17 protein-coding genes are annotated in these 19014 nt (G+C 67.6%); 8 read left to right on the top strand and 9 right to left on the bottom strand.

Annotated elements, in window-relative coordinates; all coding sequences use genetic code 11:
• Positions 1–23: 23 nt before the first annotated feature.
• Complete coding sequence (locus tag ACWIEX_RS24300; protein WP_454035482.1) at positions 24–3581, bottom strand: indolepyruvate ferredoxin oxidoreductase family protein; 3558 nt, start codon at positions 3579–3581, stop codon at positions 24–26.
• Between the two features lie 273 nt (positions 3582–3854).
• Between ACWIEX_RS24300 and ACWIEX_RS24295 the strand changes: the two genes are divergently transcribed.
• Positions 3855–4538, top strand: coding sequence for a DUF1007 family protein (locus ACWIEX_RS24295; protein WP_454035481.1), 684 nt, complete (start codon positions 3855–3857; stop codon positions 4536–4538).
• Positions 4529–5551: a nickel/cobalt transporter gene (locus ACWIEX_RS24290; protein WP_454035634.1), complete on the top strand. Its 1023-nt coding sequence runs from the start codon at positions 4529–4531 to the stop codon at positions 5549–5551. The genes ACWIEX_RS24295 and ACWIEX_RS24290 overlap by 10 nt, the downstream gene beginning before the upstream one ends.
• A 3-nt stretch (positions 5552–5554) precedes the next feature.
• Here the strand turns inward: ACWIEX_RS24290 and ACWIEX_RS24285 are convergent, their stop codons facing one another.
• From ACWIEX_RS24285 to ACWIEX_RS24265, 5 genes are read right to left on the bottom strand one after another with little or no spacing between them, the layout of a single operon-like run.
• Positions 5555–5941, bottom strand: a complete 387-nt coding sequence (locus ACWIEX_RS24285) for a nitrile hydratase accessory protein (protein WP_454035480.1) — start codon at positions 5939–5941, stop codon at positions 5555–5557.
• Positions 5928–6587, bottom strand: coding sequence for a nitrile hydratase subunit beta (gene nthB, locus ACWIEX_RS24280; RefSeq protein WP_454035479.1), 660 nt, complete (start codon positions 6585–6587; stop codon positions 5928–5930). The genes ACWIEX_RS24285 and nthB overlap by 14 nt, the downstream gene beginning before the upstream one ends.
• A complete protein-coding gene (nthA, locus tag ACWIEX_RS24275) occupies positions 6584–7207 on the bottom strand; it encodes a nitrile hydratase subunit alpha (protein WP_454035478.1) in 624 nt (207 codons plus the stop codon). The genes nthB and nthA overlap by 4 nt, the downstream gene beginning before the upstream one ends.
• 12 nt (positions 7208–7219) lie before the next feature.
• Entirely contained in the window at positions 7220–8416 is a 1197-nt protein-coding gene (locus ACWIEX_RS24270) for an amidase (protein WP_454035477.1), read from the bottom strand.
• Positions 8417–8419: 3 nt separating this feature from the next.
• Positions 8420–10009, bottom strand: coding sequence for a gamma-glutamyltransferase family protein (locus tag ACWIEX_RS24265; protein WP_454035476.1), 1590 nt, complete (start codon positions 10007–10009; stop codon positions 8420–8422).
• 207 nt (positions 10010–10216) lie between these two features.
• Between ACWIEX_RS24265 and ACWIEX_RS24260 the strand changes: the two genes are divergently transcribed.
• On the top strand, positions 10217–10456 hold the full coding sequence (locus tag ACWIEX_RS24260; RefSeq protein ID WP_061965956.1) for a hypothetical protein: 240 nt from the start codon (positions 10217–10219) through the stop codon (positions 10454–10456).
• A gap of 18 nt (positions 10457–10474) precedes the next feature.
• Here ACWIEX_RS24260 and ACWIEX_RS24255 read toward each other — a convergent pair whose 3' ends face one another.
• From ACWIEX_RS24255 to ACWIEX_RS24245, 3 genes are all read right to left on the bottom strand, one after another.
• Positions 10475–10840, bottom strand: a complete 366-nt coding sequence (locus ACWIEX_RS24255; RefSeq protein WP_454035475.1) for a DUF1850 domain-containing protein — start codon at positions 10838–10840, stop codon at positions 10475–10477.
• Positions 10837–12981, bottom strand: a complete 2145-nt coding sequence (locus tag ACWIEX_RS24250) for a TRAP transporter permease (protein ID WP_454035474.1) — start codon at positions 12979–12981, stop codon at positions 10837–10839. Before ACWIEX_RS24250 ends, ACWIEX_RS24255 begins: the two co-directional genes overlap by 4 nt.
• Before the next feature lie 166 nt (positions 12982–13147).
• Positions 13148–14113 carry a TAXI family TRAP transporter solute-binding subunit gene (locus tag ACWIEX_RS24245; protein ID WP_454035473.1) on the bottom strand — a complete coding sequence of 322 codons (966 nt, stop codon included), beginning with the start codon at positions 14111–14113 and terminating at the stop codon, positions 13148–13150.
• 222 nt (positions 14114–14335) lie between these two features.
• Here ACWIEX_RS24245 and ACWIEX_RS24240 point away from each other — a divergent pair, with 222 nt between their 5' ends.
• The 5 genes from ACWIEX_RS24240 (at position 14336) to ACWIEX_RS24220 (ending at position 18997) form a co-directional block, all read left to right on the top strand.
• A complete protein-coding gene (locus ACWIEX_RS24240; protein WP_454035633.1) occupies positions 14336–15970 on the top strand; it encodes an OpgD/OpgG family glucan biosynthesis protein in 1635 nt (544 codons plus the stop codon).
• Positions 15971–16228: 258 nt separating this feature from the next.
• On the top strand, positions 16229–16378 hold the full coding sequence (locus ACWIEX_RS24235) for a hypothetical protein (RefSeq protein ID WP_377842713.1): 150 nt from the start codon (positions 16229–16231) through the stop codon (positions 16376–16378).
• Between the two features lie 10 nt (positions 16379–16388).
• Positions 16389–17123, top strand: coding sequence for a zinc ABC transporter ATP-binding protein AztA (gene aztA, locus ACWIEX_RS24230; RefSeq protein ID WP_454035472.1), 735 nt, complete (start codon positions 16389–16391; stop codon positions 17121–17123).
• A gap of 22 nt (positions 17124–17145) precedes the next feature.
• Positions 17146–18021 carry a metal ABC transporter permease gene (locus ACWIEX_RS24225; RefSeq protein WP_454035471.1) on the top strand — a complete coding sequence of 292 codons (876 nt, stop codon included), beginning with the start codon at positions 17146–17148 and terminating at the stop codon, positions 18019–18021.
• Positions 18022–18055: 34 nt separating this feature from the next.
• Positions 18056–18997, top strand: a complete 942-nt coding sequence (locus ACWIEX_RS24220) for a metal ABC transporter substrate-binding protein (protein WP_454035470.1) — start codon at positions 18056–18058, stop codon at positions 18995–18997.
• Positions 18998–19014: the final 17 nt, after the last annotated feature.

The following is a 19014-nucleotide window of genomic DNA, read 5'->3' as shown; positions in this document are numbered from 1 at the left end:
GAACGAGAGGGGTTCCCCGCACCTTATTCTGCCGCCTGCGGCAACGCGGTTGAAGGCGATCCATCGCGCAATTGCCCAAGCAGCGTCGCCTCCTCGGCCTTCGCTGCCGTGAGATGCCGTTCCTTGACATGGCCGAAGCCCCGGATCTTCTCGGGCATCGCGGCCAGCGCCACGCAGAGAGCGTGGTTCTTCGGCGAGAGCTTGGTCAGCAGCTCGTTCAGCAGCGCCTCGTAATCCGCGATCAGCCGCCGCTCGATGCGGCGCTCCTCGGTGTAGCCGAAGAGGTCGAAGGGGGTGCCGCGCAGGCTCTTGAACTTCGCGAGCACGGAGAAGGCGCCCATCATCCACGGACCGAAGCTCATCTTGCGCGGCAGGCCGGTATTGGGGTCGCGCCGCGCCAGCAGCGGCGGGGCAAGGTGGAGCTCGTAGCGCAGCGGCTTGCCGTCGCCATCCGCGGCTTCGAAGGTCGCGGCGACCTGCTTGCGGAAGGCGCCGTCGCTGTAGAGCCGGGCGACCTCGTATTCGTCCTTGTAGGCCATCAGCTTGAAGAGATTGCGGGCGACGGCCTCGCTGAGGGCGGTTTGGCCGGGCATCACCGCCGCCTCCCGCGTCTGCGCACGGGCGACGAGATGGCGATAGCGCGCCGCATAGGCTGCATTCTGATAGGCGGTGAGGAAGGCGACGCGGCGCTCGATGATTTCTTCGAGCGTCTGCGAGAGCTGGCGGGCCGGCGTCGCCGCCTTGCTCTGCGACAGGAGGCCAGCCAGCGCTTCGGGATCATGCGCGGCGCGGCGGCCGAGCTCGAAGGCCTGCTTGTTCATGGCGACGGCTTCGCCGTTGAGCTCGATTGCCCGCAGCAACGCATCGCGCGAAAGCGGCACCGCGCCGAGCTGCCAGGCATGGCCGAGCATGAACATGTTGGCGGCGATGGCATTGCCGAGGAAGGCGACGGCGGCCGCCGTCGCGTCGATGAAATGTGTCTGCTCGCGGCCGGCGGCCGCGAGGATCGCGCGCTTCAGGCGCTCGGTCGGCAGTGAGAAATCGGCATTGCGGGTGAAATCGCCCGGCAGGCTCTCGGCCGTGTTGACGATGACGGCGGCGCGCTCAGGCCGGATCGCGCCGAGCACCTTCTTCGAGCCGGTGACGGTCAAGTCGCAGCCCAGCACGAGATCGGCCTGTCCGGCCGTGACGCGGATGGCGTGGATGTCGTCCGGGTGCGGCGCCAGCTTGACGTGACTGAAGACCGCGCCGCCCTTCTGGGCGAGGCCGGCCATGTCGATCATGCCGCAGCCCTTGCCTTCGAGATGCGCGGCCATGCCGAGGATGGCGCCGATGGTGACGACGCCGGTGCCGCCGACGCCAGTGACGATCACCGCGAAGCTGCGATCGAGCGCCGGCACGATCGGCTCGGGCAGTTCGGTTTCGCCGAGCGCAGACGCATCGAGCCGGAGCGGATCGGCCTTCTTCGGCTTCGCGCCGTGGACCGTGACGAAGGACGGGCAAAAGCCCTTCACGCAGGAAAAGTCCTTATTGCAGTTCGACTGGTCGATCTGGCGCTTGCGGCCGAATTCGGTCTCGAGCGGCTGGACCGAGACGCAGTTCGACTGCACGCCGCAATCGCCGCAGCCCTCGCAGACCAGCTCGTTGACGATCACGCGCTTGTCCGGGTCGGGATAGGCACCGCGCTTGCGCCGACGGCGCTTCTCGGTGGCGCAGGTCTGGTCGTAGAGCAGGAGCGAGACGCCGGAGACCGTGGCAAGCTCGCGCTGGACGGTGTCGAGCTCGTCGCGATGGTGCAGCGTCGTGCCAGCCGGCCATTGCGTTCCCGACGGGTACTTTCCGGGGTCGTCGCTGACCACGGCGATACGCTGCACGCCCTCGGCCGCAACCTGTCTTGCCATCTGGTCGGGCGAGAGGTGGCCTTCCGCCTGCTGGCCGCCGGTCATGGCGACGGCGTCGTTGTAGAGCAGCTTGTAAGTGAGGGTGACGCCGCTCGCGACGGCCCAGCGGATCGCGAGCGAGCCGGAATGGGTATAGGTGCCGTCGCCCAAGTTTTGGAAGACATGGCCGCGCTTGGAGAACGGCGCTTCGCCGACCCAGTTCGCGCCCTCGCCACCCATCTGGGTGAAGCCGGCGGTATCACGGTCCATCCACTGCACCATGTAATGGCAGCCGATGCCGGCATAGGCGCGCGAGCCTTCGGGCACCACGGTCGAGGAATTATGCGGGCAGCCCGAGCAGAAATAGGGCGTACGGCGCGCGATCTCCTGTGCCTCGGCCAGCCGTCCTCGTGCTGCGGCGATCTCCTCCAGCCGGGCGCGCAAGGCAGGGTCGTCGCGGTATTGCAGCAGGCGGCCGCCCAATGCGATCGCGATATCGTTGGGGTCGAGCGCGCCATGGACCGGGAAGAGCCAGTCGCCGGTCTCGTCCTTCTTGCCGATGACCATCGGCTGGTGCGCGGCGCCGTAAAGCTCCTCGCGAACCTGCACCTCGATCAGCGAGCGCTTCTCCTCGACCACCATGATGAGGTCGAGCCCCTTGGCGAAGGCCTTCAGCTCGGCCGGATCGATCGGCCAGGGGCAGGCGAGCTTGAACAGGCGGATGCCGAGGTCATTGGCGCGGACCTCGTCGATGCCGAGATCGACTAGGGCCTGCTGCACGTCGAGATAGGATTTGCCGACGGTCGCGATGCCGATGCGCGGCGTCTTGCCGCCATGGGTGACGATGCGGTTCAGCCTGTTGGCGCGCAGATAGGCCAGCATCGCATCGCGCTTGTAGAGATGCATCCGACGTTCCTGCTCGACGAAATCGAGCTCGCGGCGGATGGCAAGGCCGCCGGGCGGCGGGGTGTAGTCGGTCGGCGTGGTGATGGTGACGCGGTCGAGCGAACCATCGATCGAGGCCGTCGATTCGATGTTGTCCTTGACGCATTTGATGCCGACCCAGACCGAGGCGAAACGCGAGAGCGCGATGCCGTGCAGGCCGTAATCGATGATCTCCTGCACGCCGGCCGGGTTGAGGATCGGCATCATCCGGTCGACCAGCACGAATTCTGTCTGATGGGCGTTGGTCGAGGATTCCGCCGTGTGGTCGTCGCCCATCAGGCAGATGACGCCGCCCTTCGGATCAGTGCCGGCCATGTTGCCGTGGCGGAAGACGTCGCCGGAGCGGTCGACGCCCGGGCCCTTGCCGTACCAGAGCGCGAAGACGCCGTCATGCTTGCCCTCGCCGCTGAGCCCCGCCTGCTGCGTGCCCCAGATCGCGGTCGCGGCGAGGTCCTCGTTGAGGCCGGGCTGGAAGACGATGTTCGCGGCCTTGAGGGGCTTCGCGGCGCGCATCAATTGCTGGTCGAGCCCGCCGAGCGGGGAGCCGCGATAGCCCGAGACGAAGCCGGCGGTGTCGAGCCCGGCCTGCCGGTCACGCTCGCGCTGCATCAGCAGCATGCGGGCGACGGCCTGCGTACCGGTGAGGAAGACCTCACGCTTGTCGAGGTCGTATTTGTCGTCGAGCGCGACCTCGCGCAGCCCGTTCTTCGGCAGCGCTCCCGCCTCGGTGCCGGATGTCCGTGGTGTTTCGGCCATGTTCGGCCTCCCGGATGATCGTTCCCGCCGACGGGCCGGTAGTCCCGGCCTCATGCTTTGCCGTCTTCGCGGCGAATATGTCAGCAAGGCTGACATATCGACCGGAAGCGGTCAATTGATCTGGTATCATTCCAGTTTTCGCAGCTCGGTCCAGCGGTTTGCGGAGCGGCTGGTGTGCGCCACGCGGGAGGCGCCGCGATTTGGCCCTGTTTGGCGGGGATGGCTGTTGCCGTGATCAGGCGTGACGAAGCGCCCGTTGACGATCGCTTAACCATGATCCACGCAAGCCTTGAGGGGATCACGGAGGGTTCGCTTTTGACGCGACGCGCGCATCTTACGGCCCTTTTCGGGCTCCTGGCGGCCTTTGCGGCCGGGCCGGCGGCTGCGCATCCGCATGTCTTCGTCAACGCCAAGGCAGAAATCGTCTTCACGGCCGATGGTTCGGTGCAGGCGATCCGGCATCACTGGAGCTTCGATGAGGCCTATTCGGCCTATATCACGCAAGGCCTCGACAAGAACGGCGACGGCAAGCTGACCTCGGACGAGCTCGCCGAACTCGCCAAGATCAATGTCGAATCGCTGCCCGATGTCGAGTTCTTCACCGCCGCCAAGCTCAACGGCCGCAAGCAGGAATTCGGCACGCCCGGCGAGCAGGTGATGTCCTATGACAGCAAGGTGCTGACGCTGGTCTTCACCCTGCCGCTGAAGACCCCGGCGAAGGCGCGCTCCTTCGGCATCGAGATCGGCGATCCCACCTATTTCGTCGCCTTCGACATTGTCGATGCGCCGGATGCGGTCGTGACCAAGGGTGCGCCGCAGGGTTGCGTGGTGCGGGTCAACCGCCCGCCCAAGCTCGACGACGCCACGCAGAAACGCCTCGCCGAAGCTGACATCACGGCGACGCCCGATGTCAGTGGGCTCGAGGTGACGACGCGAGCGCTGGTGGCCTGTCCGTGACAGCGGCTGAGGCAGCGCGCCCGGCCGGCACGACGCTATCCCGGCGCCTGATCGCCTGCGCGCTGGCGCTGCTGCTGGTCGGGGGCGTGGTCGCGCTGCTCGCCCTGCTGATCGCGAGCGTCAGCCCGCCGCCTCCGCCTCCGCCGCGCAATCCCTTCGGCACGGCGTTGCCACGGGAGGCGCTGCCGTCCACGACCGGCTTCGGCGCGGTGCTGATCGCCTGGCAGTCGAGCTTCTATCGCGAGTTGACCGCGACGTTGAAGGCGATCGCCACGGCCCCCGCCGCACTCTGGGGGCTGCTTGGGCTCTCCTTCGGTTATGGCGTCTTCCATGCGGCCGGGCCGGGGCATGGCAAGGCGGTGATCTCCGGCTATATCGTCGCCGACAATCGCAGCCTGAAGCGGGGCCTGGGCCTGAGCTTTGCCGCGGCGCTCCTGCAGGCGCTGGTCGCGATCGCGATCGTGACGGTGGCGACGCTGCTGCTGCGGGTCACTGCGATGCAGATGAATGCCGCGACGACCGTGATCGAGCAGGGCAGCTTCCTGCTGGTCGCGCTGGTCGGGCTCTTGATGCTCTGGCGGAAGGCGGGCGCGCTGGTTCGGCTGGAAGCGGGCGGAGCGCATGATCCGGCGGCTTGCGACCATGTCCATATGCCCGATGCCGAGCAGGTCTCGCGGCTCGCCGGCTGGCGCGACATGGCCGGCGTCGTCGTCGCGGCCGGCGCGCGGCCCTGCGCGGGCGCGTTGATCATCCTCGTCTTCGCGAATGCGCAGGGGCTGTTCTGGGCCGGCATCGCCGCGACCTTCGCCATGGCACTGGGGACGGCGATCACGACCGGGGCGCTGGCGGCCTTCGCGGTGTTCTTCAAGTTCGCGGCGCTGAAATTCGCCGGCGGCGGCAGTCTGCGCTCGGCGCGATTGATCGCTGGGCTCGAATTGCTGGCCGCCGCCTTCGTCGCCGTGCTCGGCGCGGCGCTGTTCACTGGTCTCTGGATCGGCGGGGCAGGGAGCTAAGCCTCAGCCCCGCAGCGGATCATTTTCCAGGAGGATCGGCTTGCCATGCGGCGTCGCTTCCGCCGCGCGAGCCCATGAGGCGGCGAGCGCGTCGACGCCCTCGTGAGAGGTCAGCCCCTTGGCGATCAGCAGGTGCTCCAGCGCCTCGCACCAGCGCTCGTAATAATCCGAGCCGTCCTTGCAGCCGCCGGCCGCCAGCGCCTCGCGGATTTCTGCGCCGAGCGCTTGCGCCCATTCATCGGCGGTGAAGACGCCCTTGTTCTGGAGTTCGACGACCAGCGCGAAGGCCTGCGCCTGCCAGGGTTCGGCGAAGATCGGCCCCTCGGCATCGCGCGGGATCGGGGTGTCGGCGGCCAATGCCGCCGCGAGATCGGTCTCAGGCCGGCTCAAGATAGCTCTCCCAGGCCTCGATGCTGACGGTGGAGGTTGGGTCGGCATCGCGGCCCCAGAGTTCGCGGCCGTCGAAGACCACCGTGTAGAGCCATTGCGCCGTCTCGGGCTGGCCCTGTGCGCCGGTATCCGGGAAGACGTGGCAGCCGGTGATGCGCTCGATCGCGCCGGTCTTGCCGCGGGCATAGCGCGGCAAGCGGGTGTGATGCTGCGGATGCATCACGATGGTGCGGACCTTGTCGCCGATGGCGAAGCGGGCCGGTGCCTTGGCCTCGCGCTCGTAGGGGAAACCGCGGCGCAGGACGCCCGCGACCTCGTCGCCCTTGAGCACGCGCTTCGGCTCGCGGCGCTCGGGCGCCGGCTTGCCGCTGGCGAGTTCGTCGGTGCTCAGGAAGCCGTGCTCGACCAGCACCTTGTCGAGTGCGGCCAGCCAGATCTCGTAATAGGTCGAGGACAGGTACTGGGCCGGCGGCAGGCTCTCGCGGGCATGGCGGATCTCGTCGATCGACCAGGCGCCCATGGCGCCGGCCGCGACATTGATCGCCAGCACGCGCTTTTCCCAGTCGCCATGGAAGACCGGTTCGTTCGGCTCGGGCACGACAGGGCCGAAGCCCATCTGGCCGCCGAGATCGTGGGCGCTGTTCATGCCGCGTCCTCCAGCTTCGGCAAGCCGGTGCCGATCATCGAATCACGCGTGACGATGCTGGCGAGCTTTTCCTCGCTCCAGCCCTCGGTGCCGGCGGGGCGCATCGGGATGACGATGAAGCGGGTCTCGGCGGTCGAATCCCAGACGCGGATGCGCTGGCTTTCCGGCAGCGTCACGCCGAAATCGGAGATGGTGCCGCGCGGGTCGATGACGGCCTTGGCGCGATAGGGCGGGGATTTGTACCAGACCGGCGGCAGCCCGAGCACTGGCCACGGATAGCAGGAGCAGAGCGTGCAGACGATCAGGTTGTGCTGCTCGGGCGTATTGAAGCAGGCGACGATATGCTCGCCGCCGCGCCCGCCATAGCCGAGTTCGCCGACCGCCGCGGTGCCGTCCGCCTTCAGGCGCTCGGCGAAGGCCGGATCGGTCCAGGCCCTGGCGACGATGCGGGAGCCGTCGCGCGGGCCGATCTTCGTCTCGTAGGTGTCGATGATCGCGTCGAGCGCGGCCGGGTCGACATAGCCCTTCTGCACCATCAGCGTTTCCAGCGCCTTCACCCGCGCCTCGATCGCGGTGAAGTGGTTGTCATGGTCGTGATCGTGGTGGTGATGTCCGCTCATGGCGGTCTCCTCTCAGGCGATCCGGATGCGGGCGGCGCGCTCGTAGCGCACCGCGAAGGCGACGAGCGAGCGGTCGGAGCCTTTCGGCCCGATCAATGACAGGCCGAGTGGGGCGCCCTCGCGCTGCGCCACGGGAATCGTGACCTGCGGGAAGCCGGACAGGCCCGCGAGGCAGAGCAGGCGCAGCGCCCGGTTGCGGAAATCGTCCAGCTCGGGTTCCCTGGCCGCGATCAGCGGGGCGACGTCCGGCATCGTCGGCAGGATCAGCACGCCATTCTGGCCGAGCAAGCGGGCAAGCTTGGTGCGGAATGATTTCCGGGTGGATTCGCCCTTGGCGTATTCGGCGTCGGTCACCGCCTTCGAGAAGGCGAACCGTTCCTTCACGCCCGGGCCGAGCGGGGGATTGAAGCGCTCGATCATTGGGCCGTCCGAAGCCCAAGCTTCGCGGCCCTGGATCCAGCGGAAGGCCCAGTAGAGCGCGTCAAGATCGCGGACGAGCTTGATGCCCTCGGGTTGGCCGAGCGCCGGAACCGTGCGCTGCACGACATTGCGCAGGATCGTCTCCGCCTCGGGCACGGCCTGGGCGAACATGTCGTCAGCCATCAGGAGGCGCGGCGCCTCGGGGAGTTCCGTCTTATCGGGACCGAACAGCACATTGGCGACGCGGGCGAAGGTCTCGCCGTCGCGCGCGAACCAGCCGGGGGTGTCGAGGCTTTCCGCCAGCGGCCAGGTGCGCTTCAGCGAGAGCCGGCCATGGCTCGGCCGAATGCCGAAGAGGCCGCCATAGCTCGCCGGTGCCCGCACCGAGCCGCCCGTGTCGGAGCCCAGTGCGATATCGGCGAGGCGCCCGGCAACCGCCGCCATCGAGCCGCAGGAGGAGCCGCCGGTGATGCGCTCGGGCGCCGCCGGATTGATCGGCGAGCCGAAATGCGCGTTCTGGCCGTTGAGCGAGAAGGCGAGTTCGTCGGTATGGGTCTTGCCGACGAAGCGGGCGCCGGCCTTGAGCAGATCCTTCACGATCGGCGCCGTCTTGGCCTTGATGCCGGACTGCGCCAGCACCAAGGGCGAGCCGGCCCCGGTCGGATAGCCCTTGATGTCGAAGAGATCCTTCACCGCCAGCGTCAGCCCGGCGAGCGGGCCGGCGACGGCGTGTTTCACCGGCGCGTCGGGATAGGGAAGGAAGCAGCGGAACGGATCGTCGAAAGTCATGCGTCAGAGCCCCCTCGCATCGCCATCGGAACGCGGATCATGCACGGCTTCGACCTGACCCTTCGCGTGCTTCACCAGCATGCCGGCATGGCCGAAGCCTTCGGAATAGGCGAGGCCGCTTTCCTCGACCGGGTGGCCGGCGGCATCGAGCCGCTCCAGCAGCGACGGGTCGAAGCGGCTCTCGAACTTGAGGCTGGTCGAGCCTGCTCCCCAGGTCTTGCCGAAGAGCCAGCGCGGCGCATCGACCGCCGCGGCGAGGCTCTGGCCGGCACGGTAGCGCGTCAGGATCTGGGCCTGGAACTGCGGCTGGCCGTCGCCACCCATCGCGCCATAGGGCAGGACGCGTCCGTCATCGAAACGGGCGAGGGCCGGGTTCAGCGTGTGGAAGGGTTTGCGGCCTGGAACCAGCGGATTGGCAGCGTTCCTGTCGAGCGAGAAGGAGACGCCGCGATTCTGCCAGTGGATGCCGGTCGCCGGCAGCACGCAGCCCGAGCCGTATTCCCAGTAGAGCGACTGGATATAGGAGACGGCGAGGCCCTTGCCGTCGATCGCGCCCATCCAGATCGTGTCGCCATCGCCGTTGCGCAGGGGCAGTGTCGCCGCCCGCTTCCGGTCGATTGCGGCCGCCTCGCGGGCCAGCGCGGCTTCGCTCAGGAAATCGGCTGCCGGGTGGTCGAGCTCGGCCGGGTCGGTGACGTAGCGGTCACGGATCGCGAAGGCGCGCTTCGTCGCCTCGATCAGCCCGTGATGGTGCTCGAACGAGTCGCGTTTCCAGGGGCCGAGCCGCTCGAAGATGCCGAGTATGATCAGCGAAGCCAGCCCCTGCGTCGGCGGCGGCAGGTTGGCGACGGTCAGGCCGGGCAGCTTCAGCGTCAGCGGGGCGACGCTGCGTGCGTGGTAGCGTTCAAGGTCGGTCCGCGTGACCGGGGTGCCGATGCGCTCCAGATCGGCGGCGATCTCGCGGCCGACATCGCCGCGGTAGAAATCGTCGAGGCCGGCATCGGCGAGCTGCTGCAGGGCGGCGCCGAGCGCCTCCGGCTTGCGGCGGGCGCCGGGCCCGGGCGGGGCGCCATCGATCCAGAAGCTGGAGAGGAAGCCGGGAGCGGCCTTCAGGGCCTCCAGCTCGTTCGGCTTGTTGCCGAGCTCGGAATCCGAGACGGCATAGCCCTCGCGGCAATGCGTGATCGCATCGAGCAGCAAGTCCCGCAGCGGCATGCGGCCGCCGAGCGAGCGCGAGAGATCGAGGGCGAGCTGCCAGCCGCCGACGGCGCCGGCGACCGTCAGGACGGCTTCCGGCCCGCGCGCAGGCAGGGTGTCGTAACCCATGCCGCGATAGCGCTCGATCGTGGCGAGGGAGCCTGCCGGGCCGCAGGCCTCGATGCCGTGCATCTTCCCGCCGGGCTCATGAACCAGCCAGAAACCGTCACCGCCGATGGCGTTCATATGCGGATAGACCACGGCGATCGTCGCGGCCATCGCGACCATGGCCTCGATGGCGTTGCCGCCTTCGGCCAGAACAGCCCTGCCCGCTTCGGAGGCGAGGCGGTGAGGGGCCGCCACGGCGGCGGAAGCGAAGACAGGCGTATCCAGCATCAGGACTTTTCAAGCGCGCAGATCGTGCCCATCTGGGCAGGGGGCGCGAATTTGTTGCATGGGGCGGCAAGCTCCGCTAGGTGCGTGAGGCGCATGACCGCTTGAGGTGCTCGCGCTATCGCGCCGGATCAACCCGATGCGATGACACTATGATAGATCATCGTGTCCGCGTCCGGTCGGACGCGCGATGATCTCGGGAAGGACAGCATGGCCGGACGGCATACCAACTGGCGCAACCTGATCATGGTCACCTCGTTCGGGATTCTGATCGCGGTCGAGCTCCTCGGCGTGGCGCTGGCGGCTGGCTGGGCGCTGGCGGGCCTGTTCGAGCTCGGCACCATCTTCGAATACATCATGATGGCGATCTTCTCGGTCTTCGCGGCCTACGGCATCGTCAACCTGATGCGCCGCATGCTCAAGATCGAGCATCTGACCGAGGTCGATTGAGGCCTTCGGCCTTTTCTATCAATCGCAGATCTTCAGCGTGACCGGATCGGCACCCGCCGGCAGGTAGTCGCCCATCGCGCGGCAGCCTGAGGCCGTGCAGACGCGCCAGTCCGCGGTCGCGCCCGAGCGGCGCATCACCACGTCCTTCAGCGGCGGCAGCGCCGGATGCCAGCGCCAGAAGCCGCCCGCGAGCTTCGCGCCATCGGGCGGGTCCATGCCGGCGCCGGAGCCTTCGATCCGGGCCTCGACGATCTCCAGGCCGGCGGGCGTTTCCCGCCAGACCTCCTCCCACAGCGTCTTCTGCACCGAATGGCGCCAGCCCAGCGTGATCTCGCCCGTGCCGAGCGCTACCACGAGCGCGCCGGCCGCGAGGCACAGGCTCATACGACGGCCGTCTCGGCCTTGCGCGCGGCCAGCCAGTGCCTCCCGACGATGGCGATAGCCAGCGCATAGCCGAGCGGATCGCTATAGGCGAACTCGCCGAAGAGCAGCACGGCGGCTCCGAAGCAGAGCACGCGCTCGATCACGGTGAGACGGCCGAACAGATAGCCGATCGCGACCATGCCGAAGAGGCCGATGGCGATCGTCGCCTTGAAGGTGGCGTAGACCACCGCCGGCCAGAAGCCGATGACGTTCGCCATCGGATCTCCCGGCTGCAGCATCAGCGCTGGCGAATAGACGGCGATAAAGGGGATGACGTAGCCGGCGAGCGCGACGCGCATCGCCTCCCAGCCGATCTTGTCGGGGTTCTCCTTGGCGATGGGGGCAGCGGCGAGCGCCGCGAGCGCCACCGGCGGCGAGAGGTCGGCCATGATGCCGTAGTAGAAGGCGAACATGTGGCTGACGATCAGCGGCACGCCGAGCTTTTCCAGTGCCGGGGCGGCGAGTGCGGCGACGATGATATAGGTCGGGATCGTCGGGATGCCGGTGCCGAGCAGGATCGACAGGATCATCGTCAGGATCAGCGCCAGGAACAGGCTGTGCTGGCCGAGGCCGATGATCCAGGCGCCGAAGGTGGTGCCGATGCCGGTCTGCGTCATCAGGCCGATGATGGTGCCGACGATGGCGCAGGCGATGCCGACGGGCAGCGCCGTCTTGGCGCTGTCGGCGAGCGCGTCACGGCTGATCGCCAGTGTCGTGCGGCCGCCGAGCGTGAAGGCGTTGGCAAGGACAAGCAGCGCGATCAGGCCGGCGACGATGCGGATATCCATGCCGTCGCGGAAGAGCGCGGCGGCGATCAGTCCGAGCCCGACCCAGAAGATGATGCGCAAGGTCTGCGTGCTGAAGCCCGCGGTGATGCCGGCACCGAGCAGCAGGCCGACCGTCAGCGCCAGGCCCATCGTGCCGGCGAAGAGCGGCGTGAAGCCGTGGAACAGCATGAAGACCAGCACGGCGAGCGGCAGCGCCAGATACCAGCGCTCGCGCAGGGCCTTGAGCGGGCTCGGCAGCATGGAGCGCTCGATGCCCTTGAGGCCGTATTTGCCGGCCTCCAGATGCACCATCCAGAAGGCCGAGGCGAAATAGAGCACGGCAGGGATCGCAGCCGCCTTGACGATCTCGGCATAGGGCACGCCCAGCGTCTCGGCCATGATGAAGGCGACGGCGCCCATCACCGGCGGCATGATCTGGCCACCCATCGAGGCCGTGGCCTCGACGCCGGCGGCGAAGGCGCGCCGATAGCCGAACTTGATCATCAGCGGGATGGTGAACTGGCCGACGGTGACGACATTGGCGACGCCGGAGCCGGAGATCATGCCCATCATGCCCGACGAGACCACGGCGACCTTGGCCGGGCCGCCACGCGCGCCACCGAAGAGGCCGAGGGAGACGTCGTTGAAGAGATGGATCATCCCGGCCTTCTCGAGGAAGGAGCCGAAGACGATGAACAGGAAGATATAGGTCGCGGAGACGTAGATCGGAGTGCCGTAGAAGCCTTCCGTGCCGAAGGAGAGGTGGCCGATGATCTGGTCGAAGCCATAGCCGCGATGGTTGAAGGGCGCGGGCAGATACTGGCCGAAGAACCAGTAGAGCAGGCAGATGCCGCACATGATCGGCAGGGCGTTGCCCATCAAACGGCGGGCCGCCTCGAAGATCAGCACGATCAGGAGCGTGCCGACGACGAGATCGAGCGTCGAGGGATCGCCGTCGCGCAGGATCAGGTCTGCGTAGAAGATCCACTGATAGAGGCCGATGCCGAAGCCGAGGATGCCGAGCGCCCAGCCGAGCAGGCGGCCGGGCGTGTCCTTGGCCCTGAAATTGGCGATGAGGCCGAAGGAGAGCAGCAGCAGGAAACCGACATGGACGCCGCGCGCCGCCTGGCTCGGCAGGAAGTTCCAGGCGGAGACCGCAATTTGGAAGGCGGCGAAGGCGAGCGCCAGCCCATAGGCGAACAGGCCCCAGCCGCCGGGGCCGAAGCCGGGCGGGAAGCCATGCTCGAAATTGTCCAGATCGGCGTGCTCGACCTCGCCCGGCTTCGCACCGGAGAGGGCTTCCAACTGGTCGGTTTCGGCGGCGGTGGTGGTCATCGTCCAGATCCTGCCGGTAAAGCTTTGTCATCCTGCACGCGCCGCGGCACGCGAGTGCTGCGGTGCAGATGCGGGATCGTCATCAGGTAGGGCGCCTTCTCGTCGCGCGGTCCCGTGTCTGCGCCGCAGCGTTTCACGCTGCAGCGCGCACGGGATGACAAGCGCCTTACGAGCCGGTCTTCAGGCCCTTTTCCTTGAGATAGCGCGCGGCGCCCGGATGCAGCGGGACCGGCATGCCGTCAAGCGCCTTCTCCAGCTTGATCTCCTTGCCGGCCGCATGCGAGGCGGCGAGCTCGCCGAGATTCTCGAAGATCGCCTTGGTCATCTGGTAGACCAGCTCCTCCTTCACACCCTCATGGGTGACGAGGTAGTTGACCACGGCAGCCGTGTTCACCGCCGCGCTCTGGCCGGTATAGGTATTGGCCGGGATCGGGGCGCTGATGAAGGGCGGGCCGGCCTTGTCGATGACGGCCTTCGGCACCTCGACGACGTTGATCTCGACCGAGGTCGAGAGGTCGCGCAGCGAGGCGACGCCGAGCCCGGCCGATTGCAGGGTGGCGTCGAGCTGGCGGTTCTTCATCAGCTCCACGGATTCGGCGAAGGGCAGGTACTCGATCTTGCCGAGATCCTTGTAGGTGATGCCGGCGGCGGCGAGGATCGCGCGGGCGTTGAGCTCGGTGCCGGATTTCGGCGCGCCGACCGAGAGGCGCTTGCCCTTGAGATCGGCCAGCGTCTTGATGCCGCTCTCCTTGGAGGCGACGATCTGGACGTAGTTCGGATAGATCGCGGTGACGCCGCGCAGCTTCTTCAGCGGCGCCTTGAAGCCGGCTTCCTCATCGCCCTTCCAGGCGGCGTCGAGCGAATCGCCCAGCGTGAAGGCGATCTCGCCGCGGCCCTGCTGCAGCAGCACGAGATTCTCGACCGAGGCCTTGGTCGCCTGCACGGTCGGCCGGACGTTCTGGATCTTCTCGCCATAGATCTTCGAAAGCGCGACGCCCATCGGGTAATAAACGCCGGAGGTGCCGCCGGTCAGGATGTTGATGAAGTCCTGGGCGCTGGCGGCGACTGGCGCGGCGACGAGCGCGACGGCGGCGGCAAAGCCGGCAAGGCGGCTGCGGAACTGTGCTTTCATGATGTCTCCCTGAGGGTCTTTCCGGCTCATGCGGCCAGTTGTCGCGTTTTTAGAGCATGCTGAACCGGAAAGGGAAAGCGTTCGACAACAGGTGGCAGTCCGCCTTTAGCCCAAGGGCCGGACTGGTTTCGCCATGATCGGCTGCCTATCTCCGGTTTCGCACGGTCACTTCGCCATGGGCGGGCTGGCCGCGCCTCCGAGCAACGAGTGACCAGGAACGACATGCAGGACCGCGCCGAGCAGGGTAGCAGCCAGGGGCTTCGCCTCGACCGACGAACTCTTCTCGCCGGCGCGGGCGCGACAGCGACGCTTGCCGCGCTCGGCTTTGCGCCGGAAGCCCTGGCCCAGCAGGGGCTCAAGCTCGGCGAAGCCAGGGAGTTCAGCTTCGAATCCCTGAAGGCGCGGGCGAAGGAGATGGCGGCCAGGCCCTATGAGGCGCCGCCGAATCCGCGGCCCGAGGTGATGCGGCGGATCGATTACGAGGCCCATGGCCAAATCCGGTTCAAGCCGGAAGCGGCGCTCTGGGCGAATGGTCCCTCGCCCTGGCCGGTGACCTTCTTCCATCTCGGCCGCTTCTTCCAGAAGCCGGTCAGGATGCATGTCGTCGATGACGGCAAGGCGCGCGAGATCGTCTACGACGCCAGCTATTTCGAGATGCCCGTCAACTCGCCGGCGCGCGAACTCCCCGCCGGAGCGGGCTTTGCCGGCTTCCGCCTCCAGGAAAGCCGCAGCGGCCATCCCGGGCGCAACGGCGAGGCGCTCGACTGGAAGACGAACGACTGGGTCGCCTTTCTCGGCGCCTCCTATTTCCGGGCCATCGGCGAGCTCTACCAGTACGGCCTGTCGGCGCGCGGCGTCGCGATCGATCCGGCGGTCTCCGGCAAGGCCGAGGAATTCCCTGATTTCACCCATATCTGGCTGGAAACCCCGCAGGCCGGCGCCGAACATGTCGTGGTCCATGCGCTGCTTTCGGGGCCGAGCCTGGCCGGCGCCTATCGCTTCCGCATGCATCGCGGCAAGGGCGTGGTCATGGAGATCGAGACCGCGCTGCATCTGCGCCAGGACGTCTCGCGGCTCGGCATCGCGCCGCTGACCTCGATGTTCTGGTATTCCGAAACGGTGAAGCAGACGGCGGTCGACTGGCGCCCGGAAGTGCATGATTCCGACGGGCTCGGGCTCTGGACCGGCTCGGGCGAGCGTGCCTGGCGCCCGCTGAACAATCCGCCGCACACCGTGGCCTCGTCCTTCGTCGACACCGATCCGCGCGGCTTCGGCCTGATGCAGCGCGATCGCGAGACCGGGCATTATCTCGACGGCGTGCATTACGAGCGTCGTCCGAGCCTCTGGGTCGAGACGGACGGGCAATGGGGCAGGGGCTCGGTGCAACTCATCGAGATCCCGACCGACGATGAGATCCACGACAATATCGTGGCGATGTGGGTGCCGGAAGCGCCAGCCAAAGCCGGAAACGCCTACAATTTCCGCTACACGCTGCACTGGCTCTCCGACGAGCCCTTCCCGACGAAGCTCGGGCGGGTCGTCGCGATGCGGCTCGGCAATGGCGGCCAGCCGGGGACGGCGCGGCCCCGAGGCGTGCGCAAGTTCATGGTCGAGTTCCTCGGCCCGGCGCTGGAGGCGATCCCCTTCGGCACGAAGCCGGAGGTGGTGCTCTCGACCTCGCGCGGCAGCTTCTCCTATGTCTTCACCGAAGCGGTTCCGGACGATGTCACCGGCCATTGGCGGGCCCAGTTCGACCTCACCGTCGCCGGCAGCGAGCCGGTCGAGATGCGCTGCTATCTCAAGGCGGGCGATACGGTGCTGACCGAGACCTGGCTCTATCAGTACCTGCCGTTCTGAGCCGGGAGGAGCTGGGCCATTCCTGATTGGCGCTACCCTTGTCATTCCGGGGCTTCGCGCAGCGAAGAACCGGAAATCCACGATCGGGCGAGCGGCTCGCAGCCGAGCACCTGACGTTCTGCCCAGTCGTGGTTTCCGGGTTCACGCCTGCGGCGCGCCCCGGAATGACAAAAGGCCGGAGCAGGTCCTGCCATCACGCAGGGGACAGGCACGGAATCGCGCTTGCTCCGGCGCGAGCGTAACATTATATCATTTCTTATGGCTCACGCGCACGCACCTCACACGCATCGCGCCGCCTCGGAAGCTCCGGGGTGGTCGCTGCTGCGCCTGTCGGCGGGAACGCGCGTGGGATTGGCCGCTGCCATCGTCGCCCTGCTCTGGCTGGCGACGCTGGCCGTGATCCTGTGAGTTTGCGTTGATGTCCGCCATCCGCCTGACCGACCTGACGCTGGGCTATGACCGCCATCCGGCGGTGCATCACCTCTCCGGCGAGATCGAGACCGGAAGCCTGACCGCCATCGTCGGGCCCAACGGCGCCGGCAAGTCGACCTTGCTCAAGGGCATTGCCGGGGCGCTCGCGCCGCTCTCCGGTGGCGTCGCGCTCGCCAAGGGCAAGCGGCTCGCCTATCTCCCGCAATCGGCCGATCTCGACCGCTCCTTCCCGATCCATGTCTACGATCTCGTCGCCATGGGGTTGTGGAACCGGGCCGGCATCTTCGGTCGCATCGGCGCGGGCGCCGCCCACAAGATCGAGCATGCCATCGCGGCCGTGGGCCTGACCGGATTCGAGCGCCGGCCGATCGGCACGCTTTCGGGGGGGCAGATGCAGCGGGCGCTGTTCGCGCGGCTCCTGCTCCAGGATGCCGATGTGATCCTGCTCGACGAGCCCTTCACTGCGATCGATGCGCGCACCACCGCCGATCTGCTGGAGCTGGTGCGGCGTTGGCATGGCGAGAGCCGCACTGTCGTCGCGGTGCTGCACGATATCGAGACGGTCCGGCAGGCCTTCCCGCAGACGCTGCTGCTGGCGCGCGAGGCCGTGGCCTGGGGCGAGACCGCGACCGTGCTGACGCCTGAAAACCTGCTGAAGGCGCGGCGCATGGTCGAGTCCTTCGATAGCCACGCGGCTCCCTGCCAGCGCGACGCCGCCTGATCCGCCCAAACAGGCCAAGCCGATGCTCTACGATCTCCTCATCGGCCCCTTCGCCGAATTCGACTTCATGCGCCGCGCCCTCGTCGGCGTGGTCGCGCTCTCAGTTTCGGGCGCGCCGATCGGCGTCTTCCTGATGCTCAGACGGATGAGCCTGACCGGTGACGCCATGGCGCACGCGATCCTGCCAGGCGCGGCTTTGGGCTATCTCGTCGCGGGCTTCTCGCTGCCGGCGATGACGATCGGCGGGCTCGCCGCCGGGTTTGCGGTGGCGCTTGCGGCCGGTGCCGTGGCGCGCGCGACCGTGCTCAAGGAGGACGCTTCACTCGCCGCCTTCTACCTGATCTCGCTGGCGCTCGGCGTTACCATCGTCTCGCTCAGGGGCTCGGCCATCGACCTGCTGCATGTGCTCTTCGGCAATGTGCTGGCGCTCGACGACCAGGTGCTGATCCTGCTTGCCGGCGTCGCGACCGTGTCGCTGCTGTCGCTGGCGGCGCTTTACCGGCCATTGGTGCTGGAATGCGTCGACCCCGGCTTCCTGCGCTCGGTCAGCCGCTCCGGCGGTGTCGTTCACCTCGCCTTCCTTGCGCTCGTGGTGCTGAACCTCGTCGCGGGGTTCCATGCGCTGGGGACCTTGCTCGCCGTCGGCATGATGATGCTGCCGGCCGCCGCGGCGCGTTTCTGGACGGCCGATATCACGCGCCTGCTGCTGCTCGCGGCCGGTTTTGGGATGGTTTCCGGCTATGCCGGGCTCGTGACGTCTTATGCGGCGGGGTCGAGCCTGCCGGCGGGGCCGTCGATCATCCTCGCCGCCGGGGCGATCTATATCGGCTCGCTCCTGTTCGGGTCGCAGGACGGGCTTGCGCGACGCCTCTTGCCTCGCGCCCATCTCCAGAGATAGAAACGTTATATCGTTTCATTTCTCGGAGTCACCCATGCCCAACCGTCGCGCCCTCGTCGCGGGCCTTGCTCTCGGGCTTGCCGCAGTCGCCGCGCCGTTCGGCGCCTTTGCACAAGAGAAGCTGCCGGTCGTGGCGAGCTTCTCGATCCTCGGCGATTTCGCCCGGCAGGTCGGTGGCGATCGCGTCAGCGTCACCACGCTGGTCGGTCCTGATGGCGACGCGCATGTCTATTCGCCGACGCCGGCCGATGCGAAGGCGATGGCTGCCGCCAAGCTCGTCCTCGTCAACGGCCTGCATTTCGAGGGCTGGCTGCCGCGCCTCGTGAAATCCTCGGGCACTAAGGCGACGATGGCGACCGCGACGAAGGGCATCACGCCGCTCGAAGCCGATGACGACCATGACGACAAGGGCAAGGGCGGCCATGCGCATGCTCATGGCCATGACGATCCGCATGCCTGGCAGAGCGTCGCCAATGCGAAACTCTATGTCGCCAATATCAGGGATGCGCTGAGTGCGGCCGACCCGGCCGGCAAGGCGAGCTACGAAGCCAATGCCACGGCCTATCTCGCCGAGCTCGATACGCTCGAAGGCGAAGTGAAGGCCGCGATCGCGCGTATTCCGGCCGAGCGACGCAAGGCGATCACCACTCATGACGCCTTCGGCTATTTCGTGAAGGCCTATGGCGTCGGCTTCGTCGCGCCGCAGGGCGTCTCGACCGAGGCCGAGGCCTCCGCGCGGGATGTCGCCCGCATCATCCGGCAGGTGAAGGCGCAGAAGATTCCGGCCGTCTTCCTCGAAAACGTCACCAATCCCCGCCTCGTCGAGCAGATCGCGCGCGAAAGCGGCGCCAAGGTCGGCGGCCGGCTCTATTCGGATGCGCTCTCGGCCGAGAGCGGGCCGGCGGGGACTTACATCCGGATGATGAAGCACAATATAAGCGAAATCGAAAAGGCGCTGACCGCCGGCCCGGCCTGACCGGGCGGTGTCCTCCT

It is taken from the genome of Allobosea sp. NPDC055353 (genome assembly GCF_053644975.1).
The sequence above is the reverse complement of the archived record's forward strand: the minus strand, read 5'-3'. Positions and strand labels throughout refer to the sequence as shown.